The sequence below is a fragment of the Frankia sp. CgKIO3 genome, assembly GCF_977946435.1.
In genome coordinates this window covers 1-26,862 of record NZ_CDWTMO010000036.1, presented here as the reverse complement: position 1 = coordinate 26,862, position 26,862 = coordinate 1, and the positions used below count along the sequence as shown (strand labels likewise).

The following is a 26,862-nucleotide window of genomic DNA, read 5'->3' as shown; positions in this document are numbered from 1 at the left end:
GGCGGTGACTGTGCGTTAGCCAAGGAGGATCCGGTGGCGGAGGAGCGGGAAGCCGGCGCGGCCGTGCATCTGGTGCATGATCCGCTTGGTCTTTCTGTGGAATCAGAGTTGTCAAATCGACCCTCCCGGGCTTTGGTGGACACCGACGATCGGGAGGATGGTGGCGCGGGCCGGGAGATCGAGTTGTCGGGGTGTCGGCCGCCCGGCCGATGTGGGGATGCCGGCGAGCCGTTCCAGCAGCCGGTCGAGGGCGGCGCTGCCGTCGTCAATGGCGGCCTGCTCGTCCTCGGTGAGCGGGATCATCGCCCGCATCTTCTGCAGGTTCTCCTTGGCCTCCAGGATCTGTGCCTTGCTGGAGCCCTTCGGGGTATAAAAGTCACATTTGGCGCAGGCCATGCGGTGCGGGCACTGCTCGAAGAAGGTGTAGGTGCAGTAGCCGTGGCCGAGGTCGTAGTGCTGCCAGGGCTCGCCGGCTGCGGCGGCCCCGGAGGCGACGGCGTCGCGGTCGACGAGGACCTCGACCGTCCGCATGTTGCGGGAGAAGTATCCCGCGTCGTCGTAGGCCCGAGTCAGCGTGGCCGGGCTGATCTTCGCGTAGAACTGCGTCGACTGCGGCGACCGGTGGCCGAGCCACGCCTGCAGCTCGAACAGCGTCATCGGCTCCTTGGCATTGTAGAGCTGGCTGGCGATCGTGGATCGGGCCCGGTGGCTTGTACCTCACCGACATCGCCGGCGGCCTCGCCGTCGGGGTCGTGAGCATCCTGGTCACCGCGCTGTTGCTGCGCCGGATTGATCCCAAGATCGCGAGAAGGGCCGACCGGGCGGCGGACTGAGGACGGGTCCGGTGCGGAGCAGTCACCTCCGTCGCGCACCGCGACCGCGGAGTTCCCCTGTTCGGCGGACGCCCCCGAAACGCTCGCGTATTCTGCGCGATCAGGACGAGGTCCCGGTGACCGCCGGGAGATCGACAAGGCTGCACTCGACAAGGCTGTTGGGGAGGCGGTGTGGACTTCGAGGACGCCGCTCTCGTGCGGCTGGCGGACGAGGCCTCCCGCGCCGCGTTGTTCGACCAGGCCGCGCTGGCCGCCGTCGCTGCCGCCGGCTACGACCATCCCGAGTTCGAGGGCCCCTACTCGGCCGTCTTCGACAGCGTCGAGCTGGTCGTGGACCTCGCTGGGTCGGTCCGATTGCATGGGATGGTCCGGCGGCTGGAGGACCCGGTCCCCTACGAGGTTGACCTGCTGGCCGCTGGCCTGGTCGACGCCGCCGTCCCGCGGGTGACCGCCCTGTGGCGGGGCGCCGTGGTGGCCTGGTACCGGCCGGCGGGCGAGCCGGTCACCGCCGTCACGTCGCAGTGGCTATCCGGTGGGCCAGCCGGTGGGCCGCCCGGTGGGCCCGCCGGGGACGTCGCCACCGGCCAGGTGCGGGTGGCGTTCGCCGACCCCGCCGGCACCGCCACCGTCGTGCGCCGGCTGCCGGTCACCGCACCGATCCTGGCCCGCGGCGCCGGGAGCGGCATCGCCGCTCTGCTGCGCGAGAGCGCCGTCGTCCGCCAGCGGGTGGTGGACGCCGGCGGCGAACCCAAGGCGGAACCGCACCTGCGCCGGCGGCACGCCGTGGTCGTGGTCTGGCTGCTGCCCGAGGCCGTCTTCGACGACGACGGCTGGCCCGGCCCAACCGCCGGTACCCCGGAACAGCTCCGGGCGGCACGACGGGCTATCGCGGCGTCCTGGCTCGCCCGTCACGGCATCGCCCTCGTCACCGCCACCCTCAGCTAGGACCTCGGAGGAAGCCATGCCCGTCGCCGCCGCGTACCCCTTCGTCGAGGTCCGCATCGACACCTCGGCGTTGCAGCCGGTGTCCCAGCGCTCACCGGGTATGCTCGCCGTGGTCGGCGCCACCCCGGACGGCCCCCGCGGCGGGACGGCGGCGGTGAACACCCCGCGACTCGTCAGCTCCCTGGCCGACGCCGGCACCCTGTTCTCCAGCATCCAGGGCGGCGTGGTGGAGGCGAACCCGCTGTACGAGGCGCTGCGGGTCGCGCTTCTGCAGGACCCCAAGCCGAGCACGGTCTACGGCGTCCGTGCGGCGGGCACGGCGCTCGCCGAAGCGCTGGCCTCGCTGGATGCCGCCGACGACGTCACCTTCGTGGTCCTGGCCGGGACCACGGCCGTCGGAGCGCCGGCTGGCGCCGAGGCGGCGACCGGTCTGCACGCGCTGAAGGCGCATGTGGAGTCGATGTCCGCCGAGGGCAACAAGCGGATCGGTGTCGCCATGGTCGACCCGGCCCGGCCGCGTAGCGCGACCTACGTCGATGACCTGGTCGACCTGTTGACCCCGCTGCGCAGCGACTCCAGCCGGATGGTGGTGGTCGCCGCCCGCGGCGCGACCGGGGACGTGGCCGCCGCGGCGGCGGCCGCGATCGCCGGGTACCCGCCGCAGGTGTCCGTCGTGCTCAAGCGGGTCCGCGGCATCCAGATGCCGCTGGCCGGGCAGTACAGCCCAGGCGAGATCCGAGAGCTGTCCGAGGCCGGGATCATCCCGGTCATCGATCCGGCGCTCATCGTGGGGGATGGCCTGCACTTCGCGGAGGATCGCTGCTTCACCACCGACGCCACGCAGCTGTTCATCGACACCGTCCGGACCTTGGACGACATCGACTTCCGGCTCAAGGCCGGGCTGATCGGCCTGGTGGGCGACGCCCGGATCACCCGGTCCGGGCTGATCCTGCTCAAGGCCCGGATCGAGGGCATCCTCGGGCCGCTGCAACGCTCGTCGGCCATCGACGGCTTCCGCATCGGCATCCCGGTCCTGGACATCCTGACCTTGCCGGAAGAATCCCGCTCGGCGGCCGACCAGGCGCTCGTCGCCCAGGCCCGGGCCAACCGCGCGGTGGATGTCGCGCTGGAGGTCGTGCTCGGCCCGGCCACCCACCGGATCGTCGTCACCCTCGCGCCGACCTTCTGACGTCATCGCCGCTCAACGGAAGGGGACATGTCATGCCCGACTGGAGATCTCGGCTCGCCGTCTCCTGGCAGAACACCGACGGCGTTCACAAGATCGTCCCAGTGGACTCCTTCTCGCCGACCTTCACTCTCGGCGCGGAGGTGCTCAACTCCATCGAGGAGACGCACATCGGGGTGGTCTACACCCCGTCCACCATCACGTTCTCCCTTTCGGTGAAGGCGATCGGGGACTCCGCGGCGCAGCTTACGGCGCTGGCCCTGGCGGGCGCGCGGTTCGACATCATCCTGCAGGAGACCGAGCACGGCGCGGACTGGTCATTCACCAAGATCGTGATCAGCGACTGCGTCATCACCTCCGCCGCCCCGATCGCCGGCGCCCCCTCGTCGGTGTTCTCCGGCTTCAGCCTCTCGGCGACGGTCGAGCCCAAGTCCGGCGAGTCCGCGACAGTCCGGTGACGGCGTGGCCGAGGATGCACGCCCCGGTGCCGTCCGGGTCCGCCAGACCGGGATCGCCCTCGTCCACGCCGGCGAGCTGGTGCTTCCCGCCGCCGGCAGCGAGGCCGAGCTGGAACCGGCCGCGGCCGACCCGCGCGCGGTCGTCGAGTACCACTTCCCGGTCGTGATCGAGGTGCGCGAGGCGCAGGCGCCGGACGTCGAGGCCATCGCGAAGCTGGCCGCGCGGCACATCGTGCGCGGGCTGCGGGACTGATGACCACCCGCGTCGTGCACCCCGTCCGGCTTGTCGTCGACGCCACCCGGCTGACCGACGCCGACCTGCTGGCGGACGCCGTCGAGGCCGGCGTGACCCGGGCGGTGCGGGCCAGCCGCGGCCGGGTGCTCGACGGCCTGCCGGACGGGATGGGCGTGCGCGTGCTGCCCGCAGAGATCAGCTGGGCCGGCGCGGCGGCGTCCGGGCTCACCGAAGACCAGCGGGCCGCCGTGGAACGTGTGGTGGCCGGGGCGATCGGTCGGGCGGTGGCCGCCGCCGGGGTGTCCGACGGGGTGCTGCGCCGCACATCCGCGGCGCAGCCGCCGGTCGGTGAGGCGGTGGACACCGCCCGGTTCAGCCGGCCGTTGCGGAGCTACGTCATCCCCTCCTACCAGGGCGGCGACGCGGCGGTCGAGGTCCTCGACGACGACGGCGGCGGCGAGCCCGGGGCCGCGGCGAGCCCGCCGGGGCGGACCGAGTCGACCACCGTCTGGTCGCCGGTGACGGCCGAGAACTACGTGCGGACGGCGCTGCGGGCGGTCCGGGTCTCGTCGGTGGCGCCGTCGGCGTCTGGGCTGGTCGGCGTGCTGTTCCTTGGCCCGTCCGGGGCTTACGAGATCGGGGCGGTCCACCCGGGCGAGCAACGGGTGGAGTCGTCCTTCCCGCTCGGCCGGTTCCGCTTCCCCCGCTTCGGCCAGCGCGAGGGTGAACCGCTCAGCTTCGACCCGGGAGTGGTGTACCGGCTGCGCTGGCAGGGCAGCGCGACGCAGGCCCGGACGGTGGTCACCGACTTCTACGCCGAGTCCTGGCGGCGGGCCGCCGAGCAGGCACACCCCCGGCTACCCGGGCAGAGCGCCGCGGACCACGCCGCGGCCATCACCGACCTGGTGGACCGCGCGCTGGACACCGCCGTCGGCCGGGCCGCCCGCCTGGCCTGCTACCTGCTGCTCACCGGCCCCGGCGGCCGGCGGGACCTGGTCGAGATGGTCAGCCAGCCAGACTGGGCGCTGCCCGGGATGGAGCTCGACCTGGTCCCACTGTCAGAGACCTACCAGCTCGACGACGATGTCATCGTCGTCACCCCGGCCGGCGGCGCGCCTGGGGCGGGAGCGCCTGGTGGCCCGGAGCCAGCCGGCGGACCTGGTGGTCCGGGTGGCCCGGGCGGGTCCGGGGGCACCGCCGGAGCCGGTACCGGGCCGGGCGGCACCGGGACCGGCGACGGCGACCCGGCCCGGGCGGGGACCGGCACCGGCGAGCGGGCAGGTGGCCAGCCGGGCCAGCCGGCCGGCGTCGGGTGGCCTTGGCCGGTCAGCGGGGGCGACGGGCCGCCGCTGGTCTGCGAGCCGTTCCTGGCCGAGCCGCCGGCGCAGGACCTGGTCGGCGTCCAGGGCCTGCTGGCCCGGATGCGCGACCTCGCCGCCCGGCTGCGGGTGGGGGAGTGCCACTACCTCGGCCGGTTCGCGCTGAACTGCGCGACGATGATCGCGGTGCGGGCGCACACGGTCGGCATGGAGGGTGTCCGCAGCACCGCCACCACCCAGGTCAGCGTCCGCCACGACGGCCGCGGCAACAACGGCTACCTCGACGTTCGGCCTGGCAGCACCCCGGAGTTCGCGGCGCTGTGGACGCTCGCCGGTATCGCCACCGACCTGCACCGGTTCGCCGACGACCTGATGGCCGCCTACCAGGAACCGGAGAACCTCCGGCTGGTGAAGGTGCGCCCCGGCGGCGAGCCGTACGCCGGTGGCTGGGCCTGGCGCTTCTGGTCGGAGCTGTCGGAGTCCCTGCTCGACGCGTTCACCCTGCTCTACGCCGAGACCTGCCGGGTGCTGCTGCTACAGCAGCTCCGCTCCTCCCGCCACGGCATCGACGGGCGCCGCGGCGCCGGCTTCGACGCCACCGCGGCGGCCTTCTCGTCCACCCTGGCCATCCTCGGCGAGTCGGTCGTGGTGGTGACCACACTGCGGCACGCGATCACGCACTCCGAGGCCGTGCTCGTCACCGGCTCGGTCCGCGACGTCCTGTCGGTCAGCCAGACGATCCCAGCGGGCGACGGGATGATGTTCGTCGAGCTGCCGGCGCCGATCCGGTCCGTCCCGCCACGAGTGCTGGCCGTCGCCGGTGACGCCCTCATCGAACGCCGCGGCGGTGACCGGGTGGTGCGGTTCCGGGACCGGGTCTGGACCGCCGCCGACCTGGACGCCGAGATCAACCTGCGGCGGGCGGTGGTCAACCAGGTCGACCCGCTGTTCCTGCAGATCGGGGACCTGGAGCCGCTGTACGCCCGGGCCCAGCGCGAACCGGCGTTCGTCGAGGAACACCTGCGGAGCCTGCTCACCCAGATGTCCGAGGCGAACGCCCGGATGCTGGCGCAGGCATCCGACCCGGCGGAGGGCGCCTACTTCGCCGTGGCGGCCTCGCAGTACGTCTGGCGCGAGGGCGGCGCCGACCGGCGCGGGCTGCGTTTCCAGCTGCAGGGCATCCACGCGTTGGCGGACGAGCAGCTTCGCACCGCGGCCCGCAACGACCGTCTCTACGTGCTGGGGATCAACCGGGCGGTGGGCCGCAAGGCCGCCCTCGACGACCTGCTGGTCATCGCCTCCACCGCGGGGATCATTGTGCTCGGCCTGCTCTGCGCTCCGCTGGGCGCTGTCGCCGCCGGAGCGATCACCGGCCTGGCCGGCCTGGCGCTGACCGCTGGTGATCTCGCCGAGGCCGACCGCCAGAGGGACCTGTACCGGGCGCTGGAGGACCCGGAGCTGTTCCAGCGCTGGCAGGAGGTACAGGTCGCGCAGCTCATGGCCGCCCTGAGCGTCGCCTTCAGCGTGTTCGACGTGGTCGCGGTCGGGCGCGGCGCCCGGGCCATCGTGGCCAGCGCCCAGCACGGCCTGCGGGTCGCCGAGCGGGCGGGCCTGGCGGCGGGAGCCCGGTCGGTCGCGCGCAGCGGCCGCCGCGAGGTGCTGCGCGGCATGACCGAGCAGGTGCTGGCACCGAGCAGGTGCTGGCGCAGGCGGTGCGCCAGGCGGTCACCGACACTGCGGTGCTGGCCGTGATGTCCCTGGTCCTGCCCCGGCTGATCACCCCGGTGCTGGTGCCCTGGATCCGCCAGCAGGCCGTCGACCACGGCACCTTGGCCGAGGTCGACGCGGCCCTCGGCCCGCTCGCCGCCGGCCTGCCGGCACCGGCCCCGCGGACGGCGCCGGGCGGCCCCGTGGCGGGTGGACCGGTGGTGGGCGGGGCACCAGCGGACGATGGGGAACGATGACTATCACCCCCGGGCTGCTCTCCGGTGCCCTGAGCCGCGCCGCCCGCGAGCACGCCGCCACCCTGGAGGCGCTGCAGCGGGCGCTCGACATCGTCTCCGGGCAGCGCCCAGCGGTGCTGCGGGTGGAGGCGCTGGCCGAGCGTGTCGTGCTCGCCTTGGCGCACCACCACGAGAGCCGGGTCGCGGGCACGCTCAGCCGGCTGAAGGAGTCGCTGGCCCGGCTGCTGGACGACGTCGAGGACCTGCGCGCCGGTGGCCGGGCCACCCGCCAGACCGCGCAGCGCCAGGCCGACCTGCACGTCCTAGCCGACGCCATGGAGCAGCTGCAGAACTTCGAGGAGGCCGTCCGTCACGACCTGGACCGCGGCGAGCTGCCCGAGACGGCGGCGGCCGTGTTGCGGGAGGCGTTCGATGCCCTACCGGCGCCCGCCGCCGCGACCGCCGGTAGGGCATCGCGACCGCGTGGCCGGGCGGCGGGAACCGGCACCCGCGCAGGTGCTGCGGCGACTGGGACGGTGGCGACCGGACGCGCGGCCACACCGGCCGCGAGCCCGGCTGCGGGCGGCCCATCGACTCCCCCGCCGGGACAACGCGGTGGCCGGGTGGCGGCACTCAGTCCTGAGGAGCAGGCCCGCGCCGCGGCGGCCACCACCCGCGACGCGCTGGAATGGGCGCACCAGCTGCGGGAGGCGTGGAGCCGCGGCCTGACCTTCGAGCCGGAGTCCCGCCACGCCGTCCCGCTGGGCTGGCCGGACCACCCGCTGCTGGTGGCGGAGATGCGCCGGCTGGACGACGCGGTGACCGCGTTCCGGTCCGGCCGGCGACCCGGCGTCCCGGTCAGCCAGGCGGAGGCGACCGCCCTGCGCGAGGTGGTGCATCGGGCCAACGAGGTGCTTCGGTCGTTCGGCCGCCGGTTCGAGGTGCTGCACGGCGGCAGCGAGCGGATCCCGCCGACCCGGCCGGTGCCCCCGGCCGCGGAGGCCGCGCTGGCCCCGGGGGCACTCGCTGTCGCGGCGCGTCGGCGGGTCGCCGCGCTCACCGCCACCGCATCGCCGTCGCACCTGTTCGACGCGCTGGAGTTCGCGCCGCTCGACGTGACCGCCTCCGGCGGCCTGGGCGCCCCGCTGGCCCGGGACCTGCCCGGCATCGGCCTGGAGGCGCTGGCCCTGACCCCGGAGCAGATCCGCGCGCTGCCCACCAACCCGCCCTGGCTGGCCAGCCGGCTGGCCGCAGCCGTCGAGGGCTGGGAGCGGGCGCACCTGGTCGGGCCGGGCTTCGGCGGCGAGCTGTTCGCCGGCTTGATGCTGGCCCCGGAGGGGGTCAACCAGACCGCCCAGAACCGGATCATCGAGGAGGCCCTGCGGGTGGCCGCCACCGTGGTCGCCGACCCGGAGGTGACCGTCCGCGCGGAGGGCCGGCGGCTGGCGGTCCCGCTGCGGGACGGGTCCTTCGAGTTCGTCGACGTGCTGCACCGGGTGACGTACGACCTCGACCAGCCCAGCGGGGTGCCGCTGCTGTTCGTGATCGAGGTCCAGCCGGACGGCCACTGGCGGGTCACCCAGAACGACCTGCCGCCGGGGTCGTTCTGGGGCGACGCCCCGACCTCGGGGACGAGGTGACCGGACATGCCCGAGTCGAGCTTCGTGACCTACGGCCGGGTGCCGTCGGCGATCCTGTCCGACGGGGTGCTGGTGATCCCGCTGTGGGTGGTCGGCGCCATGTCGATCAGCGAGAGCTACCAGCTCCCCCCGGTCGGATCCACCGGTCACCGGGCGGTGGCCCAGGTGCACGACGACACCATCACGATGACCGCGTCCCTGGTCGGCCCCGAGCGGTTCGCCTGGAAGCTCGGCCTGGAGCAGCTCGCGGAGGCCAGCAAGCGCGGGTCGGCGCTGGGTGCCTTCACCGGCGGCAAGGTGGGTGGGCTGATCCTGGTCACCACGCTGACCATCCGCACCGACATCCAGGTGCAGAGCTTGTCGTTCTCGGTCAGCGCCGCCAAGCGTGAGGTGATCGACGTCCAGCTCACCCTGGCCCACCTGCCGCTGCCGTCGCTGCTGGGCAAGCTGCTCGACGTCGCCGCCGTCGGCGTCGGCGCGCTGGTCGACGTGGTCAGCTGAGGCGTTGTCAGGTGAAGCACGGTCAGGTGAAGCACGGTCGGTTGAAGGAGGACACGATGGCCCGGCTCAGCCCGGTCGTGGTGCGCACGCTGGTGCCGCCGGCGCCGTCCGCGGCCGCCGCGCCACCGCCCGGGTACACCCTGCTGGACACCACGCTGAGCCAGGGCCTGCCGGCCCGCTTCCCGCTCAGCGCCCGGCTCACCCTCGCCCTGGTGCTGCCCACCGGGCTGGCCCGCCGCGGACCCGGCGACCGTGGTCTCGACCAGCGAGGAGCCACCGCCCGACGGTGCCAGCCGGCGGCCGGGGCTGGCCGACGCCGCCCGCCCCCCGATCCGGCTGGTGCTGGTCGCCGACGGCCGCCGGGTGTCCGAGGTCCCCCTGGTCCGGGGCGCGGAGCGGCTGCTGCCGGCCGACCCCGGCCGGCCCGCCGAGATCGCCGTCCGGCCGCTGGGCTGGCGGGTGACCGCGGGCGCGTTGGTCGGCCCGGGCACGTCCGGGTCCTGGCTGCGGCTAGCCTGGCGCAGCGTCGGCACGGCGCCGGACCACCCGTCGCGCCGTCCGGGGGAGCCGTTGCCGGCGCACGCCGTCGGGTTCGGCCCGCCGGTGCCGGCAACCGCGACCCAGGAGTGGCGATGAGCCTGCTGACCGGCTTAGGGACCGGTGCGCTGACCGGGAACCACCCGGGGTACGTGGTCACTTTCCACGAGGTGGACGCCGCGGGCGGCGTGACCGACCCGCCGGCCCTCATCCTGCACAGCGACGCCGTCGAGGCGGAGATCTCCGCGCCGCTCACCGGCGACATCCAGAGCGGCTCGGCGACGGTCGCGTTCGCCGGGCTGACCGACACCGACCACCAGACGCTGGCCGCGCGTACCGCCGACGGCGCGGCCCGGCTCGCCGTCGCCCGGGTGCACCTGTTCTGGCGGGACACCAACAGTTCGGTTGGCGGGTACCTGACCAACCTGCTCGGCATCGGTGCGCTGACCGCCGGGCTGGGCTCGGCCGGCGCGTCCGGGGACACCCTCGCCCCGGTCCGGGTGGCGGAGCTGGCGGTGACCGGGGTGTCCCGGCGGCGCGGCAGCCGCCGCTACGAGACTGTCGTCACCGGCACCGAGCGGGTCGCCGTCGCGACCACCACCCGGCTGCGCGAACCGCTCAGCGTGGACGGCCTGGAGACGGCGGCCCGCCGGCTGGCTGAGCTGGCCGGGGTGCAGGCGGTCACCCACCCGGTGACCCCGGCCGACCCGGCGGTCCGGCCCGGCGAGATCCGGTTCACGGCGGCCCGCGGCGAGCGGGTCCGGGAGGCGCTGGTGCGCCTCGCGCGGCGCTGGGAGCTGGCCACCGGCCGCCACGGGCGGGGCCTGCTGCTGGTCCGCGACGGCGCGCTGCACGTCGGCGTCCGCCCGATCCCGCTGCGCGGCGACCCGCCGGCGCTGACCCACCCGACCGGGCTGCTGTCGGTCGAGGCGCTGCCTGCCCTGGTGCTCGACGCCGGCGCGGACGGCGGCACCGAGCCCGCCCGCCGCGACCAGTGGCTGGTCCGGCTGCGCGGCCGCCCCGACATCCGGCCCGGCGACGTGGTCACCTTCGACCCGCCGCCCGGGTGAGGGCACGGTGCAGCCCAACCTGGCCTCCGCGCTGCTGGGCGCCTTCGCGGCGCCGCTGACCGGCCTGCTCGGAGAGGGCACCGGCGCTCGCGGGTACGTGACCGGGATCACCCACACGCTCAGCCGCTCGGCCGGCTTCCTCACCGAGCTCACCTTGGTCGGCCTGGCCGCCGGCGAGGACGGCTGGGACCGGCGTACTACCCCGGCCACGGCCGGCGCGGTGACCGGCGACGGCGCCCCGCCCACCGACCATCCCGACCCGGTCGTCGCGCTGCGCGCACAGCTGGAGGACGGCATCCAGCGCCGGCTGGCCACCCTGGAGGTCGCCGAGGTGGGTGAGGTCCGGGCGCACCGCCCGGCCGCGCAGGGGGGATGCCGCCGCGCAGCGGGTCACCCTGTGGCAGGGCACCACGCCGGCGTCCGACGGCGCCGGGCACGGTGCCGTCCGGCTGCCGGTCGACCGGGCAACTCCGCTGGAGAAGACGAACGTGCCGTACGCGACGCCGTTCGCCTGGGGCCGCTACGGGCTGGTGGTGCCGCGCTACCCCGGCACCCGGGTGGTATCGGTGCATCGGCACGGGCAGCCGGACGACCCGGTCGACGTCGGCGCGGTGTGGCCGGACGGTGCGGGGCCCGACGCCCAGGCCGGCGACTGGTGGCTGTCGCTGCCAGCGGAGGTCCCGCCGGGGGAACGTGCCTCGCTGCCCGCGGCGGCCACCCCGGTCCCACCGTCCGGCAAGGCCACCAACGACCTGGTGGACGCCGACGGCCACCGGGTGATCGAGGTCGGCAACCTGCGGCTGCGGATCGGCCCCGATGGCCTGGCCCCGGCCGGCACCAGGCCGACGCCCGCGCCGGACAAGGTCGTGCTGTCGGTGGAGCACTCCGACGGGACCACCCTGCTCGAGTTCACCGACTCCGGTGACGTCCGGCTAGTCGCGAAGGGCACGCTGACCCTCGCCGCGGCCAGCGTGGTCATCAAGGCCACCCAGCAGGACGTCGAGATGTCCGGCAAGAACGTCAAGGTCAGCGTCGACGAGCAGATGCGTCGACGAGCAGATGAAGGTGGAATGAGGATGCCGGCAGTGATCACGATCGGGGCCACGGTGGCCTGCTCGCTGCAGGGCCAGGTGGTCGTCGCCAACTCCGGTCCGGTGAAGCTCCTGGTGGGCGGCGAACCGGTGGCGCTGCAGTCCGGGGTGTCGAGCTGGACCGTGCAGCCGGGCTCCTGCACGGCCACCAACCCGGCCGGCGGCAGTCCCTCGCCCTGCACCTCGGTTGCCGCGCCGGCCGCGGGGGTGGCGACCAAGCTCGTGGTCGGCGGCGTTCCCGTGCTGCTGGAGACGCTGTCGGCGCCCAGCGTCGGGTCGGCGGTGTCGCCGCCCGCGCATGCGGTCAGCGTGCAGCGCACCTCCACCACCACGCTGCAGGCGGTCTGAATGGCAGCACGGGACCCCCGGGCCCAGGACGGCCCCGAGGCATCCGCCCTGCGGCGGCGGGTGCTCGGCTGGGGCCTGGCCAGCGAGCCGACCCAGCCGGGCCTGGAGCTCGGGCGCGACCTGGTGCTGCGGCCGGCGCCGGGCCGGGGTCGAGACCTCGGCGTCGTCGAGGGCTTACCGAACCTGGTGCAGGCGTTGGAGATCGCGCTGACCACCGGGCTGGGCGACGACGTCTTCAACACCGGGTTCGGCTTCGACGGCCTGCGGATGCTGGCCGGCGACGTCGACCCGCTGCTGGTCCGGGAGGGGGTCCGGGTGGCTGTGGTGGACACCCTGCGACGCGATCCGCGGGTCCGCCGGATCATCGACGTGACCCTGGTGGACGAGCGCGGCGAGCCAGGTCAACCGGGCGACGTGGGCTCGCGGCGCACCGCCTCGGTGCGCGCCACGTTCGAGGCGGCCAGCGGCGACCCCCTGGCACTGTCCGTCGACGGGGTGGTGCCGGGTGTCTAACCCGACGCCGCCGGACCTGCCGCCGGACCTGCCGCCCGTCGATGTCGTCGCCGTGGACGCCGCGGTGCTGCGGGCCACCGGCAGCGACGACGTCGGGGTGACGGCCGGCGGGTTCGTGCCCAAGCCGTTCACCCGGATCCTGGCCGAGAAGTTGGCCCTGGCCCGCGGCATCCTCGGCGAGGACATCGACCTCACCTCGGCGTCCGTGCTGCGCAAGATCCTGGAGATCTCCGCCCTGGAGGATGCCCGCACCTGGGCGGCGCTGGGCGCCATGTTCGACAACAACAGCTTCATCGCCACCGCCACCGGCGAGGCGCTGTCCCTGCTGGGGGCGGAGGTCGGGCTGGCGCGGCCGTTCGGCGAGGCCCGCGGGCGGGTCACCCTGCAGCTGAACGGGACGCTCCCGGCCGACGTCGCCGAGGTGAGCATCCCGGCCGGGGCCCGGATGCTCACCCCCGGCGGGCACGACGCCGCCACCGCCGAGCAGGTGGTGCTGACCAGCGCCCAGCGGGTCGCCGAGGTGGCGGTAAGCGCCTTCCAGCCGGGGCCGGAGGGCAACCTGGACCCGCTGGTGTCCACCGTGACCGGCACCTTCCCGCAGCGGCTGGAGCGATGGAACCTGCTCGACCCCGCGCTGGCCGGCTATGCCGCCCTGGTGGCGCGCACCGACGGGCAGGTGACGGTCGGGATCACGCACAGTGCGCCGCTGACCGGAGGCACCCTGCGCTGGCCGGACGACCGCTACCGGGCGCTGCTGCTGCGGGCGCCGCGCTCGGTCTGGAGTGCGGACGCCGTGCAGGTCGCGGTGTCCCTGGTGCCCGGTGTCCGGCAGGTGCAGGTGCGCGACGGCCTGGGCGGCCTGGACCTGAACCAGTCGGTGTTCGGCACGCTGAGCTTCCTGGACGGGGTGTTCTCCACCGAGCGGGACATCACCAACCCCTTCTACCTGACCGTGCTGGTGGCCGAGACCCCGGTGGCGATCTGGGCCGGCCCGGGCGGGGTGCGGGAGGCCGTGCTGGCGGCGATCGAGGACGTCCGCCCGATGGGGATCTTCCCGTCGGTGGAGCGCGGCGACGCGGTGTCGGTGTCGCTGTCCGCGGACATCCTGGTGCGCGACGTGCCGTTGCCCAGTGGTGGCACCCAGGTGGTCAACGCCTCCCCGGCCGCCCAGGAGCTCAAGCGCCGGCTGTCGGAGCAGGTGCGCGGGTACGTCATGGGGCTGTCCTTCGGCGAGCCGGTGCGGGCGGCCGAGGTGAGCTACGCGCTGATGAGCGTTCCCGGCGTGCAGGACGTGCGCGACCTGGCCCTGCTGCGTTGGCCCGGGGACCTGGACGACGCCGGGGTCCCGGGGGGCGGGGGCACGGTCCGGCTGGGCCCCGGCGAGAACGTCGTGGTGGGGCCGACCAGCATCCCGACCTACGTGGAACAGCTCGACGAGCTGCGGATCGCGACCCGATGACCCCGCACGACCCGATGACGGTCGCGGACCCGGACGGCCCGCGGTCGGCGTCCTTCGTCAACCTCGCCGACCACCTCACGGGGGTGCTGTCGGCCGGTGCCGCGCACGAGTCCTTCCCGCTGGACGACACCGGCACCGTCCGGCTGACCTGGGACCGCGAGCCGCTGGTGCTGCTCACCCTGGAGCGTGACCTGGAGCTCGACGAGCTGGCCGTCGAGGTCGGCCTGCCCGGGCCGGAGTCGGACGGCTCGGGCAGGCCGCAGGTCACGATCCCGGTCCGGTACGCGCCGTTCAGCGAGCGGGGGGCGATGCTGCCGGTGTGGCCGTTCGTCTTCGCACCGGCGTTCGACCTGTTGGCGCTGCAGGTCAAGGCGCGGTGGGTAACCGCCGGCGGGCCGGCCACCCCGGTTGCGCCGCGCGAGCTGCTCGCTCTGCTGTCGGTCACCCTGGTGCAGGGCACGATGGGCCGGCTGCTGTACCTGATCGGTGCCGAGAAGGCCCGGCTGCGGTGCGCGGCACGGGAGGTCAGCGCGTCCCGGGCGGTGGCCAACGCCCGCCGCGCGGCCCTGGACCGGCACGGCGCCGACCTCGGGGCGGCGCGGTTCGGTGACCGGTTGCTCGGCCGGAGCGGGCTGCCGCCGCAGGTGTTCACCGGTCCCCGGACCGAGCCAACCGGGTTGGAGAACGACGAGGACTACCGCCGCCGGCTGCTGGCGCTGCGCGCCTTCTCGATGCCGACGCCGGCCGGCGTCGCCGAGGCCGTCAACGGCAGCGGCGGCCCGCAGGACAGACCGCGCGGATGGCTGGGCGAGCTCGGCGCGATCCGCCGGGTGCGGATCGTCGAGCAGGTGCGGCCGTACTCGGTCGGGCTGCTGCTGATGTCGGCGTCGCCTGCCGGCGAGGCGGCCGCGCGCGCCGCCCGGCTGGCGTTCCTGGCCCAGGTGCGGCGGGAACGGCTGGTGCTGCCGGCGTCGACCCCGGCCACCGACGAGGCGTACCGCGGGCGGCTGCTGCCGCCGGCGCAGCGGGCCGCGCTGGAGGCGCTGGGGTCGGCGCTGCGGGCCGGGTACTTCTTCGACGGCGACACCGAGCCGGCGCTGGCCCCCGGTCTGGCCCGTTGCCTGGAGCTGTTCGCCGCCTGCCGGACGCAGCTTGGCAACCGCCGGCGGTGGAGCCTGGTGCGCAGCCAGGACCCGGCCGGCGGCAGCGCCTACGAGCTGGGACTGAGCGCCGACATCGTGGTCCCGGTTGACGCTGAGGCGATGTTGAAGGCGGCGCTGCTGGCGTTCCTGTCGGGTCGCGACCTGCCGGCCACGGTGCGCGACGCGCTCACCGCCGGCGCTGCGGCGGTACGTGCCGGCACGGGGGCGGTGCTGGCGCTGCTGCAGGCGTGCGGGGCGGCGACCGTCCGCAAGGCCGGCCGGGTCGGCACCGCGGTGAGCCACCTGGCGCTGGTGGACCTCACCGCGCCCGGCCGGCAGGACGTCCCGGTCGGCGGCCGGAGCCAGGTCGCCGGGCTCGGCGCGGCGGAGCCGGGGTCGGGACGGCCGCTGGTGCTGCTCGGCCGGGCGCACGCCGGCGGCCTGGCGGTCGCCGCCGTGGACGCCCGCGGCGGGACCCAGGTCCTTGCGCAGAACGGCTTCCCGCCGGGCGCCGAGGACGCCGTCGTGCTGCGTGAGGACTCCGGCGGGTCCGGTGGCGAAGGCCCGGGCGGAGATCGGCTCGGCCGGGCCGTGCTGACCTACCCGGCCGAACGGTCGATCCTGGTCGTCGAGGTGACCAGGGGCGAGGATGGCCTGTCCATCGACGCAGTCGTCACCCGCGACCAGTTGCCCGCCTGGACACACGCGGTGCCGATGCGGCTGGCGGGCAGCAGCGGTCCCGTGCTCCTGCTGTACCACCGGACGACCGGCTCGCTGTCCGTGCTGGCGGTCGAGGGCTCCCTGCCGGCGGTGGACGGCCCCAGCCTGGGCCGCTGGACGCACCTGGCTCCGGTGGCGGCGCCGGGCGGCGGCCACGACGACGTGCTCTGCTACGACAGCGTGAGCGGCGACCTCCACCTGCTCGCCCTTCGTCTCCGGCCGGACGACCGTGGGCTGGAGGTCACCGTCCGCTGGAAGCGGCCGGGGTGGCGGCCGGGGCTCACCCTGCTGGCCGCGCTGCCCGGCGACCAGGTGCTGGGCGTCGACCGGGATGCCGGCCGGGTGGAGCTGTGGTCGTCGTTCGCCGACGGTGTGCCGGTGCTCGCGGCGTACCACCAGGTGGGACGGCGGAGCGTGACCCACCTCGCGGCACTCTCCGGCGTTGACTCTCCGCAGAGCCCTGCCGTGTTGGCCTATGACCGCGCCCGCGCAACGGCGACCGTGTGGCCGGACCTCGGTCCGGGCGGCATGGTCCGACGCCCGGACACCCCATGGGAGGAGGCGTCGCCCTCCGCCGCGGTGAACGCCGGTCTCGGCGACGGTGTGGGCCGCTCCGCGCTTGACCTGGCCCTGGACGAGGCGCTGAGGGCGTGGCAGGCGGCTGGGCACCCGCCGTGGCAGGTGGTTCGGGGCAGCGAGCAGCGCGGGTCCTGGGAAGCCGTCGCGGCACCCGGCCTGGTCGCGGTGCTGACCGGGGCCGGGCTCGCGGTGGCCACCCCGGAGTCGGACTTCGCCGCGCAGGCCGCATCCGTCCCGGACTCCGAGGTCGCGACGCTGCGCATCGACCTGTCGATCGGGGCGCTCTGGCGTGCCGGCGACGGGGCACGGGAGGCCCTCGACCTGGTGCAGGCGCTCGCCGGGCACGGGCTGGCCGCGGCCGTGGCGATAGCGGTGCTGGAGACCAACCACGTCCTGGTCGTGGTGTCCACCCGCGGCCTGCCGCTGGGCGGCCTCAACCTGTCCGGCCGGCGGACCTCCGGCGTCAGCTGGCACGCGCTGCCGGTGACCGGGCTGCCGGCCGCGATCGACTCCGGCGGCTCCGCGGCGATGGTGCGCCCGGCCGGCACCGGGATCACGCTGCTGGTCACCCTCGCCTACCGGAGCAGCGAGCTGGCCGACCCGTACCAGGTACGGCTGGAACTGCCGGCCGGCGCGACGCTGAACCTGGACCAGTACGAGTTCCTGATGAACGTGGTCGAGCGGACCGTGCCGGCCGGGATCCAGGCGAACACGTTCGCGATCCGGCGCCGCCACCTCGACGTGGACGGCGACGGGACCGCCGACCCGCTGCCGGTGACCACGGCCCGGGTGTTCCGCCGCTTCCGCCGGACCGGCGTCCGCCGCGGGTGACCGGATCCGGCGCGGGTGAACGTCGAGGAGGTCTTCAACCCCTTCGGCCGGCCGGGCCGGGCCCGTGGACCCCGGCCGGGCCTGCACGCGGCGCTGACCGCGCTGCTGTGGGACTCCCCGCGGCTGGTGCTGGTGCACGGGCAGCCCGTCGCCGGCAAGTCGTCGCTGGTGGAGGAGGTCCTGCTCGACCTTGGCTGCTCGGCGGTGACGACCACCTGCGACCGGCGGTGGACGGCGGCTGAGCACCTGCTGGACGCGGCGGTCTCGCTGGCCGGTCTGGGCGCCGCGCCGGACGGCTGGGACGCCGTGACCCGGGCGGTGGCGCCGATGGGCGTGCGTGACTACCTGGACAACCTGCCGGGACGGCGCCGTGCCGGCATCCCGGGTGCGCCGGTGGGCCGGCTGGTGGGGCATCTAGGCCGGGCCGGCCACGCCTGGGTGCTCGACGACGTGCACAAGCTGCCCGCGGACGGCTGGCAGGCGGTGCTGGCCGCCGTTCCGGGCGGTCCGGGTCCGGTGGTGATCGCGGTAGGCACGGCGGCACCGGCCTGGCCGGGTGCCAGGCCGAGCGGTGCTGGGCCGAGCGGCGTCCCCGCCCTCGCGGTGCCACCGTTGTCCGCACCGGAGATCGAGGTCGGGCTGAGGGCCGGCTTCGCCGCCCTGGGCTTGGTCGTGCTGGCAGCCGTGGTGGCGGCGTGGGCTGCCGACCCCGGACTCGGGGCGGCGCGCTGCCAGGCGTTGGCCTACCAGGTTGCGCTGGCTGTGGGTGCCCATGCCCGGCCGCCGGGCGCGCCGGCGCGGACCGCCGTCGGCGAGGACCTCTGTGCCGCGGTCACCGAACGGTTCCGCGGCACGTGGACGTTGCGGTGAGGACCGGGCGCTCCCAGGCCCGGCGGGAAGGTGGACCCGTCAGTCCGGCCGGAAGGTGGACCCGTCCAACGACAGGAAGCTGCCGTGGGTGCTGCGGGCGACCACGGCGCCGGTGTCGAGGACGTCGATGCGCGTGGTGCCCGCGGAGCTGAAGACGCTGAAGATCTGCCGGGTGCTCGGCCGGTAGCCGGGTGGCAAGGTGAAGATCAGTGACGCGGCGACGGTGGCCTCCGCACCACCGGTCAGCGCCCCGCGCAGGTGGACCACGCCGGACCGGTCCTTCAGGTAGCCGGGCGGGTTGAATTGCAGGTCGTCGGTGGTGGTGGCGCGCCGCCAGGTGCCGGCCAGCGGCGGCGTGGTCCAGGCCTCGCTGAACGGGGTGTCGAGCCGAGCCGGCGCAGCTCGGTACGGATCTCGCCGAGCAGGTCGTGCAGGTCCGCCCGGACCCGGGCCAGCTCGGTCAGCGACACGCGGCCGTCGGCGCTCAGCCCGTCCAGGTCGCTCTCGATCCGGTGGAAGCGGAGGTTGAACCCCTCCTCGGCTCCGTTCCGCTCGGCCTGCACCGTGCTGACGCCGTCAAACCAGTCCTGGTGGTGGAAGCTGCGCGTGAACCTCGGCACCACGTTGGGGTCCTCGCGCGGGAACTCGGTCGTGTAGTCGAAGACCACCTGCGCCTCCACGCTCTCGTGATCCAACCTGTCGGTTCGCACGATACCGAGCCGGCCATGGTGATCAGGCCCAAATGACGGCCCGGGTCCGAGTCGCAACAGCCGAAGGTGTCCGGCAGCCGACGAGGGCAGGTCCCGCTCGACAGGCTCAGGCGCCGCGCCGCCCGAGTAATGTGATCTTGGGTTACCTGCGCTCTGGTGGATGCGTTCGACGACAACGACGGGTGGGCGATGGCAACGGCGTTCGACGGGTGGGAGGCCGGCGCCACAGTCCGGGTCCTGCCACAGATTTTCCACGTGTTCGGCGTCGGGTCCGTGCCGATGGCCGACGGCCGGGTGCTGGTCTTCGCGAGCGTTGCCGCACCAGGTACCGAGTTGGTGAGATTGACCCCGCAGGGGCAGTCGGCGGGGCAACCGATCAGTCTGGAGCCGGACGACTTCGTCGGCACCGTCACGCCGCTCGTCCTGCCCGACGGGCGCCGGATGGTGGCCACCGGGACCGCTGTGAACGTCGAGGACGGCCCGCACGAGAGCCACACCGAGTCGCACATCCGCCTGTGGGCCGCTGACACCGGCCAGCAGGTGGGGCCGACCGTGCCCGGTCAGGGGCGGTGTATGACGCAGCTCAACCTTGCTGACGGCTGGCGGCTGCTGATCTTCGGCGAGGACGAGGGATCGGTCGTCCTGCTGGACCTGCCCGCCCTGTCCGTCGTCGCCCGGCTGCCGTGGCACCCCTTGGACCAGTTCGACTTGCTGAGGTGCCTGAGCGTCGTTCACCTGGACGGCAGGGCTCACCTGGTCATGGCCAGTGCCTTCGGCGCCCTGCGACTGTGGAGCATGGACTGGCTGACCGACGAGCACGCCCACATGACCGAGGTTGCGCGTGACGCCGGGGCGGAGCTGGGGGCGGCGGTGGTGGTGCCGGGTGCCGACGGCCAGCCGCTGCTGGCCCACAGCTTCGGCCGTCTCGTGGTGTTACGGGACGTGCGAACCCTCGATCCCGTCGGGCTGCCGCGCGTCCTGCCTGGCGGCGTTCGTGAGCTGGCCGCGCTGCCGCTGCGGGACGGGCGGACGCTGCTCGCGGCCGGCATCGACGGGGGGGGGGACATCGTGCTGTGGGATCTTGCCAGTGGCCAGCAGGTCGGCCCCCCACTCGCCGGCCACGAGTCCGGTGTCACCGCGCTGGCCGCGGTCCCGATGCCGGACGGGCGCTCGATGCTGGCGTCTGGCTCCGTCGACAGCACGGTGCGGTTGTGGACGCCGGAACGGTCGGCGCCGGTCGCGCAGACCGTGACCGGCCACGCGGGTCCGGTGCTGGCGCTCGCCGCGGTGGGCGGGCTCGCCGGCGGGAATGCATTGCTGGCCTCGGCCGGCCAGGACCGTTCAGTGCGGCTGTGGAGGGCTGACGGCGAGCCGGTGGGTGAGCCGCTGCTGGGTCACACCGGGGCGGTGTTGTCGGTCGCGGCCCCACCCGGCAGCGCGACGACCGGTCCGCTGGTGGTCTCGGGGAGTGGGGACCGGACGGTGCGCCGGTGGGACCCGGTGACCGGGATGGCGGTCGGGGCGCCGCTGACGGGCCATTCGGGGGCCGTGCGGGCGGTGACGGCCGGCGGGCAGCCCGGTCAGCCGCTGGTGGTCTCGGCCGGTGTCGACGCGACGGTGCGGCGGTGGGACGCGGCGACCGGGCAGCCGGTCGGCCAGCCCCTGCGCGGCCACGAGGGTGCTGTGCTCGCGGTCGTCACGCTCGTCGCCGGCGTCCCGATGATCGCTTCAGGCGGCGACGACGGCACCGTCCGGTTGTGGAATCTCCTGACCGGCGCGGCGCTCGGGCGGCCGCTGACCGGGCATAACGGTGCGGTACGCGCCCTGGCCGCGCTGGTGGTCGCCGGTCGGCCGGCTGCTGGTCTCCGGCGGAGACGACGCGGCTGTGCGGCTGTGGGACCCGGTGGCGGCCACCGCGGTCGGAGAGTTGCGGGGTCACACCGCCGGTGTGCGGGCGGTGGCGGCCCTCGCCGGCGGTGGGGAGCCGCTGGTGGCGTCTGGAGGGGACGACCGGTCCATCCGGCTCTGGGACCCGGTGTCGCATACCCAGGTGGGTGCCGCGCTCGTCGACCACACTGACGGAGTTCGTGCGCTGGCATCCCTGCGGCTGGCGGACGGCAGCGAGAAGCTCGCGTCGGCCGGCGCCGACGCCACCGTCAAGCTGTGGACCTTCTGACCCGGCGGGCCGGGCGGCAAGGCCGGCCCGTGGCACGGCGGATGGGTGCCACCTCCTGGCATGGGGAAGGCTCCCGGTGCTGCTGGTCGGGTCCTTACGGGGACCGGGCCGGCGGGGTTACCGAGAGCTGCGGGGCCGACGGTTGACCTTGTCGCCCCGGTGACGGGGTGGGTCTAGGGGACGGTGCCATGTGCCACATGTTCGCGATGAGCAGTGGGCGCAAGCGGGTGAGCGCGACGTTCTGGCTGCTGGACGCCACGGACAGCCCGCGGGGGCGGGACGTCCGCCCGCCCGACGGGGCCGGCCTGGGCACGTTCGACGGGGACGGCGAGCCGTACCTGGCGAAACAGCCGATCGCGGGCCGCGCTGACACCGCCTTCGCGCGGGAGGCCCGCAACGTCGAGTCCACGACCTTCGTCGCGCATGTCCGCCATGCGTCCACCGGCGCGGTCGACCTCCGCAACACCCACCCGTTCGTCCAGGACGGCCGGATCTTCGCCCACAACGGGGTGATCGAGAACCTGGAGGCGCTGGACCTCGAGACCGCCCGTGACCAGCTCGTCAAGGCCGCCGGGGTCATCGAGGACAGCGTCATCGATCTGGTCGGGAAGATCGGCCGTGCCGTCCTGGCCCGGCCGATGCCCGACCGGCGACTACGGGTCAGCCCCCGCGTCGTCAAACGCGCGATCTCCGTCTACGCCGCCAACACCGCCAGAGGCCGGATCCATGGCCACAGCTACAAGGCCACCCTCAGCATCGAGATCGTCACCGACGAAGCCTGGACAGCGGCGACCGCCGCCTAACGCCGATTTCCACGCAGGAGGTTCGGGGCAACCTCGTCAGGCGAAGTCGAAGTGCAGGGTCCGCCTGCTCCACCACGGGATGACCGTGTCGGGGATCAGCGGGGCTTGGGGTCAGGGGGCCTGGAATCCCGCGTTGGTCAGTACGGTGCTCGCCTTGTCGGACAGGATGAAGTTGACGAACGCGGTGGCGCCGGCGGCGTTGGGCGCGTTCTTCAGCGCGACGATCGGGTAGTCGTTGATCGCCTTGGCGGATTCGGGGAACTCGACGCCGTCCACCTTGCCCGCCGACGCCTTGACGTCCGTGCGGTAGACCAGCGCGGCGTCGATCTCACCGAGGGTGACCTTCGACAGTGCGGACTTGACGTCCTGCTCCAGGGTGACCGGGGTCAGGTTCACCCCGGCGGCGGCGAGCGTCTTCTTCGCGGCGGCTCCGCAGGGCACCTGCTCGGCGCACAGCGCGGCCTTCACCCCCGGCCTGGTCAGGGCGGGCAGGTCGGTGATGCCCTTCGGGTTGCCCTTCGGTACGGCGATGACGAGCTGGTTGCGGACGAAGACCTTGGGCGCGCCGACGTTGTCGCCGGCGTCGGTGACGGTCTTCATCGTGGCCGGGCTCGCCGCGGCGAACACGTCGGCCGGGGCGCCGGAGGTGATCTGCTGGGCCAGCTGCGAGCTGCCGGCGAAGGAGAAGGTCACCTTCGATCCGGGGTTCGCGGCCTCGAAGTCCTTGCCGAGCTGGGTGAACGACCTCGTCAGCGAGGCGGCGGCGAGCACCGTGACGGTCCCCCGCACTCCGCTCGCGGCGCTGCTGGCCGTGGCGGAGGGCGTCGCCGCAGCGCCGCCGTCGCTGCCACATCCGGCGGTCGCGAGAAGCCCGGCGCCGAGTACCGCCAGGGCCGCCGTCTTCATCCTGCGAAATCTCACGTGTCCCGTTCCTCCACCCATTCACCCGTTGTCCTGTTTCCGTAGCCGCGGACCCTGTCGCTGAGATAATCCGCAGATGCGAAACTCTGTGCATGATAGTTCCGCATCTGCACGGTGAGCAGGCGGGTTGTTCCGTAGTGTGCCGATGCGCGGCCGGGGCCTGCGCCACGGCGACCGGAGCCCCGCTCGGCGGGCGGTGTTGAGAGCGGTGCCGAGGGCAGGGTCAAGAGCGGTGCCGAGCCGGTTGAGCCGGTCGTGCTCCTCGGGCAAGCCGCGGGGATGGCAGGCCGGGTTACGGCGGGCTGGGTTACGGCAGGACGTGGAAGATCCGGTCGTGGTAGATGAGCGGGGACGCCTCCGGGTCGGTGTCCGCCTCAAGGACCTGGCCGATGATGAGGAAGTGGTCCCCGGCCTCGACGGGTGGCCGGGCGGAGCAGCGCAGCCACGCCCGTCCCCCGTCGAGCAGGGGCTCGCCGGTCGGCAGCCTGGTCCAGCGGGTCGGCGAGGCGAACCGGTCGATCCCGCTGCGGGCGAAACGCCGGGCGACCTCCTCCTGCTGGGAGGACAACAGGTTCACCATGAAGGTCTCCGCGACCCGCATATGGGGCCACGACGAGGCACCGGAGGAGATGGCGAAGACCACCATCGGCGGTTCGGCGGACAGCGACGCGAGCGAGGTCGCGGTGAAGCCGACGGGTCCCGTGCCCGCGTCGGCGGTGATGACGGCCACGCCGGCCGGATGGCCGCGGAAGACGGTTCGGAACAGGTCGCCGTCGACGGCGCGCGCCCTGAGCGGACCCTGGGTCTGGCGAAGCGAGGCCGTCATGCTGGATGCTCCCGAGGTTCAGGCGACGAGTGAGGGCTCAGGTGACGAGCGCGCCGACGCCTTCCCGCCTCGGCGGATCAACCCTGCCGGGTGGGTTGTGGCGCGGTGGTCTGCTTCCCGCCTTCCGGTTCCGGTGCTGCCGTCGGCCGATGATCCACAGTACGGCGCGAGCTGCCGACGAGACGAACGACCGAAGAGACCGAAGAGTCAGTCACCCGGAGGACATCAGTTACCGGGGGAACAGAGGTCGCTGTCGTTGTGACCGAAGTCGACGTGGTGGCGACGGCACAGCCGCGGCTGGTCGCGACCGGTTACATAACCGGACACCTGCGCGTCCGCCGTGTTCCACCGGGTCGCCGTGTCCCGCCGGGTGCAGTGCACCTTTCTACACTAAATCTATCTCAATGGTCGGTCAACGGGCCGATCAGACCACAGCCGGGCGCCGGACCGGAGGGGCGCCGCGGGTCGCCGTGCGGGTTTCGAACCAGCGGGCCAGGAACCGGGTGGACACGTAGGCCAGGGCGGCGGTCTGCGCTACCCCGACGAGGGTGCACCGGGTCGTCCGGGTGAGCCCCGCCGTCCCGACGGGCCCGCGCGTCAGCCGTCGGCGAGGGATCTCCGGTCCCGGCGCAGGGGATGATCGGGCGGGATCTCCACGACCACGATCGGGACGCCGTCCGGATCCTCGATCCACATCTCGTCGAGTCCCCACGGCTCACGCCGCGGCTCCCGGGTGATGACGACACCCGCCGCGTTCAACCGGGCGTGTTCGGCCGCCAGGTCACGCACCTGCAGCCAGAGCCGCGCCGTCCCCACCGGTTCCCCGCCCGCGCCCACCGGCCGTGCCGGGCGCGGCGAGCGCCCGGACACCTCCAGCAGGCCCTGGCCGAGGAAGAACACCAGCCCGGGTTCCTCCGGCGGCCCGAATTCGCGGTAGACCGCCAGCCCGAGGGTCTCGCGGTAGAAGCGGTGACTGCGTTGCGGATCCGTGGGCCGGAGCAGGATGCGGCTGCTGAGAACCTCCACCCGGCCAGTCTGCCCCGTCCGCGGACCGCCGTCGTCGACCACCGGGGGCGGTGACGGGGAGCAGGCCGCGGTCGGCTCCGGTTCCCCACGAGCGCGCGCAACGCGTTGACGGCCGTCCAGGTCCGGCGTCAACCGCCGCGCAGCGTCCTGGTAATCCCGGCGGCGACCGTCGTCGCGAGCGCCCAACCGGCGGCGATGAGGAAGTAGGCGAACCAGACCGTCGCGCCGCGCGGGGTGAAGTGCTGCTCCTGCCCGAAGTCGATGAGGGGCAGCAGCAGGTCGAGGGTGTAGACGGGGGCGTGGAAGGCCGACGCGGCGGTGTCGTCGACCGGCGCCGGCGGCCGTAGGTCGAACAGCACGCTGCTGGCCACCACCAGAAGCGCGATCCACGAGGCGGCCCGCACCGGGCGGAATCCGTATCCCACGAGCAGGTCCTGCAGGTGGCTCCATATCTTCGCCGCCGGCGCCAGAGTCTCGCGTCGATGCCGTTGTTTCGCGAGCAGAACCATCCGTGCGTCGGCGTCGTGGCCGTGCGCCCGGTAAGTGGCCGCGAGCTGTTCGTACACCTGCGGCCGGTAGCCGCTGGGGTCGAGGCGCAGCCACCGCCGCCGCTCGTCGCCTTCCCCGAACGTACCGAGGCTGTCGTAGCGCAGCCCGTCGAGGCGCAGCACGGCGGGCCAGGTCGCCGGATCGTCGCGCAGCAGGCCGATCACGCCGTGGCTGAGATCCACGGCTCCCCGAGGCACCGCTGCCGGGAGAAGTACCAGCTCCCGGGTCGTGAGGTGGTGGGCGTTCAACGCGATCGAGCCGCTGTTGCCGGCGCTGTTGCCGGCACCGTGGCCTGGGCCGCAGTCAGGGCCATGGTCAGGGCCGCGGTCAGGGCTGTCGTCGCCGGGGCGCGCGCCGTCCAGGCGGGCTCCCTCCAGGCAGACCCGGCTGCCCACCTCGGCGTAGGCGATGCTAACGGTCCCTTGGGCGTGGAACCCCTCACAGCAGTTGAGCATTGCGGCGACCTTCAGGTCGAATGCCGCCAGCGCGGTGCCCGTGGGACTGCTCAGGTGGGCTCCCTCCAACCGCACCGATCCGCCCACGACAGCGTTGTTCAGCCTCAGCTCCCCGTCGCAGCGCAGGGCCGACAGGTACCGGCCGTCCGGTGAGGGGCCACCGAGGAGGTCGTCCTCGACGTGCAGCCGGGTTGCGTCGAGGGCGGAGCCGGGGCCCTCGAAGCGGGCGCCGGAGAGCAGCAGCGCTCCGTTGATCCGGGTGCCGACCAGGATAACCGGTCCGCGGGACCGGCAGTCGAAGAGCCGGAGGTTGCCCTCGATGACGGCGTTCGACGCGAGGATTCCGCGGAAGTGCGTACCGGTGAGATCGAGCTGGCGGGTTCTCGCCCCGTACAGATTCACCCGATGGTCGAAGACGCAGTCCCGCAGCCGGACCGGACATCCAAGGACGCTGTGGGAGAGGTCGAGCTCGCCGACGATCCGGGCGCGGGTGAGGCGCAGCGCCGCCGACGGCCCAGGCTCGCCGTCGTCCGTCCCGAGCAGCAGATCGCGCAGGACGACCGTCCGGACGACCCGGTCCGCCAGATCCACCCGGCGTCCCAGCGCAAAAGCATCCCGGATCTCCTGCTCGACGACGGTGAATTCCCGGGTGGTCACCGCCCGGCCGTCGCCCGACCGACGTGCGCCGAGTCGAGCAGGCCGGGGTCGGGGGAGACTCGGTGTGGCGCGCATCGAAGCGGCGTCGGGTCCATGCGCGAGGTTCGGGCCGGCATAGTGCCCATAATTGCCGGCTTCCTTGTCCTGCGGCAGGCTTTGGCGTCCGATGAGGTCCGGCCGGCTACCTGCCGCGATACCCGTGAGATGACACGCCCGTGGGATGTTGTCGGGGGTGTGGAGGATGCTCGGCAGGCCGGTCCGCGCCCAGGTTCCCACGGCCCGGTCGTTCCCGCTCCCGGCGGGGGGAGGTGTCCCTGCGCCGCGCGCCGTCTGGAAGGTGTGTCCCGTGTTGGCCGTCACCGAGCACGAACAGCGTTCGTCGCCTGCGTTCCTGGATGCTGGCGGGCACCGACCGGGCACAGCGGCATGCCGGCCCGCATGCCGCGCCGTCCGGCGAGCACAGGCTGCACCCGTGGTGGCGGGTGATGTGCCTGACCGGTGTCGACTACTTCTCCACGC

Annotated in this window: 28 protein-coding genes and 2 pseudogenes; 20 read left to right on the top strand and 10 right to left on the bottom strand. The window is 74.0% G+C overall.

Going from position 1 to position 26,862, the window contains the following annotated elements; translation table 11 throughout:
• Positions 1-111 precede the first annotated feature (111 nt).
• Complete coding sequence (locus AC08OJ_RS06645; protein ID WP_476593254.1) at positions 112-657, bottom strand: hypothetical protein; 546 nt, start codon at positions 655-657, stop codon at positions 112-114.
• A gap of 53 nt (positions 658-710) precedes the next feature.
• Between AC08OJ_RS06645 and AC08OJ_RS06640 the strand changes: the two genes are divergently transcribed.
• The 9 genes from AC08OJ_RS06640 (at position 711) to AC08OJ_RS06600 (ending at position 9,060) form a co-directional block, all read left to right on the top strand.
• Positions 711-833 carry a hypothetical protein gene (locus AC08OJ_RS06640; protein ID WP_462188541.1) on the top strand — a complete coding sequence of 41 codons (123 nt, stop codon included), beginning with the start codon at positions 711-713 and terminating at the stop codon, positions 831-833.
• 171 nt (positions 834-1,004) lie between these two features.
• A complete protein-coding gene (locus tag AC08OJ_RS06635) occupies positions 1,005-1,778 on the top strand; it encodes a hypothetical protein (protein ID WP_476593253.1) in 774 nt (257 codons plus the stop codon).
• 16 nt (positions 1,779-1,794) lie between these two features.
• Positions 1,795-2,967: a hypothetical protein gene (locus AC08OJ_RS06630; RefSeq protein ID WP_476595295.1), complete on the top strand. Its 1,173-nt coding sequence runs from the start codon at positions 1,795-1,797 to the stop codon at positions 2,965-2,967.
• A 32-nt stretch (positions 2,968-2,999) separates the two neighbouring features.
• Positions 3,000-3,422: a hypothetical protein gene (locus tag AC08OJ_RS06625; RefSeq protein ID WP_476593251.1), complete on the top strand. Its 423-nt coding sequence runs from the start codon at positions 3,000-3,002 to the stop codon at positions 3,420-3,422.
• Between the two features lie 4 nt (positions 3,423-3,426).
• Positions 3,427-3,675, top strand: a complete 249-nt coding sequence (locus tag AC08OJ_RS06620; RefSeq protein ID WP_476593250.1) for a hypothetical protein — start codon at positions 3,427-3,429, stop codon at positions 3,673-3,675.
• Positions 3,675-6,728, top strand: coding sequence for a hypothetical protein (locus tag AC08OJ_RS06615; RefSeq protein ID WP_476595294.1), 3,054 nt, complete (start codon positions 3,675-3,677; stop codon positions 6,726-6,728). The genes AC08OJ_RS06620 and AC08OJ_RS06615 overlap by 1 nt, the downstream gene beginning before the upstream one ends.
• On the top strand, positions 6,674-6,940 hold the full coding sequence (locus tag AC08OJ_RS06610) for a hypothetical protein (RefSeq protein WP_476595293.1): 267 nt from the start codon (positions 6,674-6,676) through the stop codon (positions 6,938-6,940). Before AC08OJ_RS06615 ends, AC08OJ_RS06610 begins: the two co-directional genes overlap by 55 nt.
• Positions 6,937-8,559 carry a polymorphic toxin type 4 domain-containing protein gene (locus AC08OJ_RS06605; RefSeq protein WP_476595292.1) on the top strand — a complete coding sequence of 541 codons (1,623 nt, stop codon included), beginning with the start codon at positions 6,937-6,939 and terminating at the stop codon, positions 8,557-8,559. The genes AC08OJ_RS06610 and AC08OJ_RS06605 overlap by 4 nt, the downstream gene beginning before the upstream one ends.
• Positions 8,560-8,565: 6 nt before the next feature.
• Complete coding sequence (locus tag AC08OJ_RS06600; RefSeq protein WP_476595291.1) at positions 8,566-9,060, top strand: hypothetical protein; 495 nt, start codon at positions 8,566-8,568, stop codon at positions 9,058-9,060.
• A 22-nt stretch (positions 9,061-9,082) separates the two neighbouring features.
• On the opposite strand, the gene AC08OJ_RS06595 is transcribed toward AC08OJ_RS06600, so the two are convergent.
• The gene (locus AC08OJ_RS06595) at positions 9,083-9,262 is read right to left on the bottom strand and encodes a hypothetical protein (RefSeq protein WP_476595290.1); all 180 of its coding nucleotides are present in this window, start codon (positions 9,260-9,262) and stop codon (positions 9,083-9,085) included.
• A 50-nt stretch (positions 9,263-9,312) separates the two neighbouring features.
• On the opposite strand from AC08OJ_RS06595, the gene AC08OJ_RS06590 reads away from it, so the two are divergent.
• Together AC08OJ_RS06590 and AC08OJ_RS06585 are read left to right on the top strand one after the other, a co-directional pair.
• Positions 9,313-9,696: a hypothetical protein gene (locus AC08OJ_RS06590; protein ID WP_476593243.1), complete on the top strand. Its 384-nt coding sequence runs from the start codon at positions 9,313-9,315 to the stop codon at positions 9,694-9,696.
• Positions 9,693-10,667 (top strand): hypothetical protein, encoded by a 975-nt coding sequence (locus tag AC08OJ_RS06585; RefSeq protein ID WP_476593242.1) that lies wholly within the window; start codon positions 9,693-9,695, stop codon positions 10,665-10,667. Before AC08OJ_RS06590 ends, AC08OJ_RS06585 begins: the two co-directional genes overlap by 4 nt.
• Here the strand turns inward: AC08OJ_RS06585 and AC08OJ_RS06580 are convergent.
• Positions 10,642-11,019: a hypothetical protein gene (locus tag AC08OJ_RS06580; RefSeq protein WP_476593241.1), complete on the bottom strand. Its 378-nt coding sequence runs from the start codon at positions 11,017-11,019 to the stop codon at positions 10,642-10,644. The genes AC08OJ_RS06585 and AC08OJ_RS06580 overlap by 26 nt on opposite strands.
• Between AC08OJ_RS06580 and AC08OJ_RS06575 the strand changes: the two genes are divergently transcribed.
• From AC08OJ_RS06575 to AC08OJ_RS06555, 5 genes are read left to right on the top strand one after another with little or no spacing between them, the layout of a single operon-like run.
• Positions 11,003-12,106: a hypothetical protein gene (locus AC08OJ_RS06575; RefSeq protein ID WP_476595289.1), complete on the top strand. Its 1,104-nt coding sequence runs from the start codon at positions 11,003-11,005 to the stop codon at positions 12,104-12,106. The two genes, AC08OJ_RS06580 and AC08OJ_RS06575, sit on opposite strands and share 17 nt — an antisense overlap.
• Complete coding sequence (locus AC08OJ_RS06570) at positions 12,107-12,619, top strand: hypothetical protein (protein ID WP_476593238.1); 513 nt, start codon at positions 12,107-12,109, stop codon at positions 12,617-12,619.
• Positions 12,612-14,078 carry a hypothetical protein gene (locus AC08OJ_RS06565; protein WP_476595288.1) on the top strand — a complete coding sequence of 489 codons (1,467 nt, stop codon included), beginning with the start codon at positions 12,612-12,614 and terminating at the stop codon, positions 14,076-14,078. Before AC08OJ_RS06570 ends, AC08OJ_RS06565 begins: the two co-directional genes overlap by 8 nt.
• The gene (locus AC08OJ_RS06560; protein ID WP_476595287.1) at positions 14,075-17,350 is read left to right on the top strand and encodes a hypothetical protein; all 3,276 of its coding nucleotides are present in this window, start codon (positions 14,075-14,077) and stop codon (positions 17,348-17,350) included. Before AC08OJ_RS06565 ends, AC08OJ_RS06560 begins: the two co-directional genes overlap by 4 nt.
• Positions 17,351-17,365: 15 nt before the next feature.
• The gene (locus AC08OJ_RS06555; protein ID WP_476595286.1) at positions 17,366-18,220 is read left to right on the top strand and encodes an ATP-binding protein; all 855 of its coding nucleotides are present in this window, start codon (positions 17,366-17,368) and stop codon (positions 18,218-18,220) included.
• 39 nt (positions 18,221-18,259) lie between these two features.
• On the opposite strand, the gene AC08OJ_RS06550 is transcribed toward AC08OJ_RS06555, so the two are convergent.
• On the bottom strand, positions 18,260-18,487 hold the full coding sequence (locus AC08OJ_RS06550) for a hypothetical protein (protein ID WP_476595285.1): 228 nt from the start codon (positions 18,485-18,487) through the stop codon (positions 18,260-18,262).
• A gap of 14 nt (positions 18,488-18,501) precedes the next feature.
• Positions 18,502-18,930, bottom strand: coding sequence for a hypothetical protein (locus AC08OJ_RS06545; protein WP_476595284.1), 429 nt, complete (start codon positions 18,928-18,930; stop codon positions 18,502-18,504).
• Between the two features lie 189 nt (positions 18,931-19,119).
• Between AC08OJ_RS06545 and AC08OJ_RS06540 the strand changes: the two are divergent.
• The 4 genes and pseudogenes from AC08OJ_RS06540 to AC08OJ_RS06525 all read left to right on the top strand — a co-directional run.
• Positions 19,120-20,682: pseudogene (locus AC08OJ_RS06540) on the top strand (WD40 repeat domain-containing protein); the annotation flags it as partial.
• Between the two features lie 58 nt (positions 20,683-20,740).
• Positions 20,741-20,911 (top strand): annotated as a pseudogene (locus tag AC08OJ_RS06535) (hypothetical protein); the annotation flags it as partial.
• 69 nt (positions 20,912-20,980) lie between these two features.
• Positions 20,981-21,106, top strand: a complete 126-nt coding sequence (locus AC08OJ_RS06530; protein WP_476595296.1) for a hypothetical protein — start codon at positions 20,981-20,983, stop codon at positions 21,104-21,106.
• A gap of 188 nt (positions 21,107-21,294) precedes the next feature.
• Positions 21,295-21,909, top strand: coding sequence for a class II glutamine amidotransferase (locus tag AC08OJ_RS06525; protein WP_476594041.1), 615 nt, complete (start codon positions 21,295-21,297; stop codon positions 21,907-21,909).
• Positions 21,910-22,020: 111 nt separating this feature from the next.
• Here AC08OJ_RS06525 and modA read toward each other — a convergent pair whose 3' ends face one another.
• The 5 genes from modA to AC08OJ_RS06500 all read right to left on the bottom strand — a co-directional run bounded on the left by modA (position 22,021) and on the right by AC08OJ_RS06500 (position 26,619).
• Complete coding sequence (gene modA, locus AC08OJ_RS06520) at positions 22,021-22,830, bottom strand: molybdate ABC transporter substrate-binding protein (RefSeq protein ID WP_476595283.1); 810 nt, start codon at positions 22,828-22,830, stop codon at positions 22,021-22,023.
• A gap of 307 nt (positions 22,831-23,137) precedes the next feature.
• On the bottom strand, positions 23,138-23,656 hold the full coding sequence (locus AC08OJ_RS06515) for a flavin reductase family protein (protein WP_476595282.1): 519 nt from the start codon (positions 23,654-23,656) through the stop codon (positions 23,138-23,140).
• Between the two features lie 225 nt (positions 23,657-23,881).
• The gene (locus tag AC08OJ_RS06510; protein ID WP_462202678.1) at positions 23,882-24,037 is read right to left on the bottom strand and encodes a hypothetical protein; all 156 of its coding nucleotides are present in this window, start codon (positions 24,035-24,037) and stop codon (positions 23,882-23,884) included.
• A 216-nt stretch (positions 24,038-24,253) separates the two neighbouring features.
• On the bottom strand, positions 24,254-24,682 hold the full coding sequence (locus tag AC08OJ_RS06505) for a VOC family protein (protein ID WP_462187028.1): 429 nt from the start codon (positions 24,680-24,682) through the stop codon (positions 24,254-24,256).
• 128 nt (positions 24,683-24,810) lie between these two features.
• Positions 24,811-26,619 (bottom strand): hypothetical protein, encoded by a 1,809-nt coding sequence (locus tag AC08OJ_RS06500; protein WP_476594526.1) that lies wholly within the window; start codon positions 26,617-26,619, stop codon positions 24,811-24,813.
• Positions 26,620-26,862 lie beyond the last annotated feature (243 nt).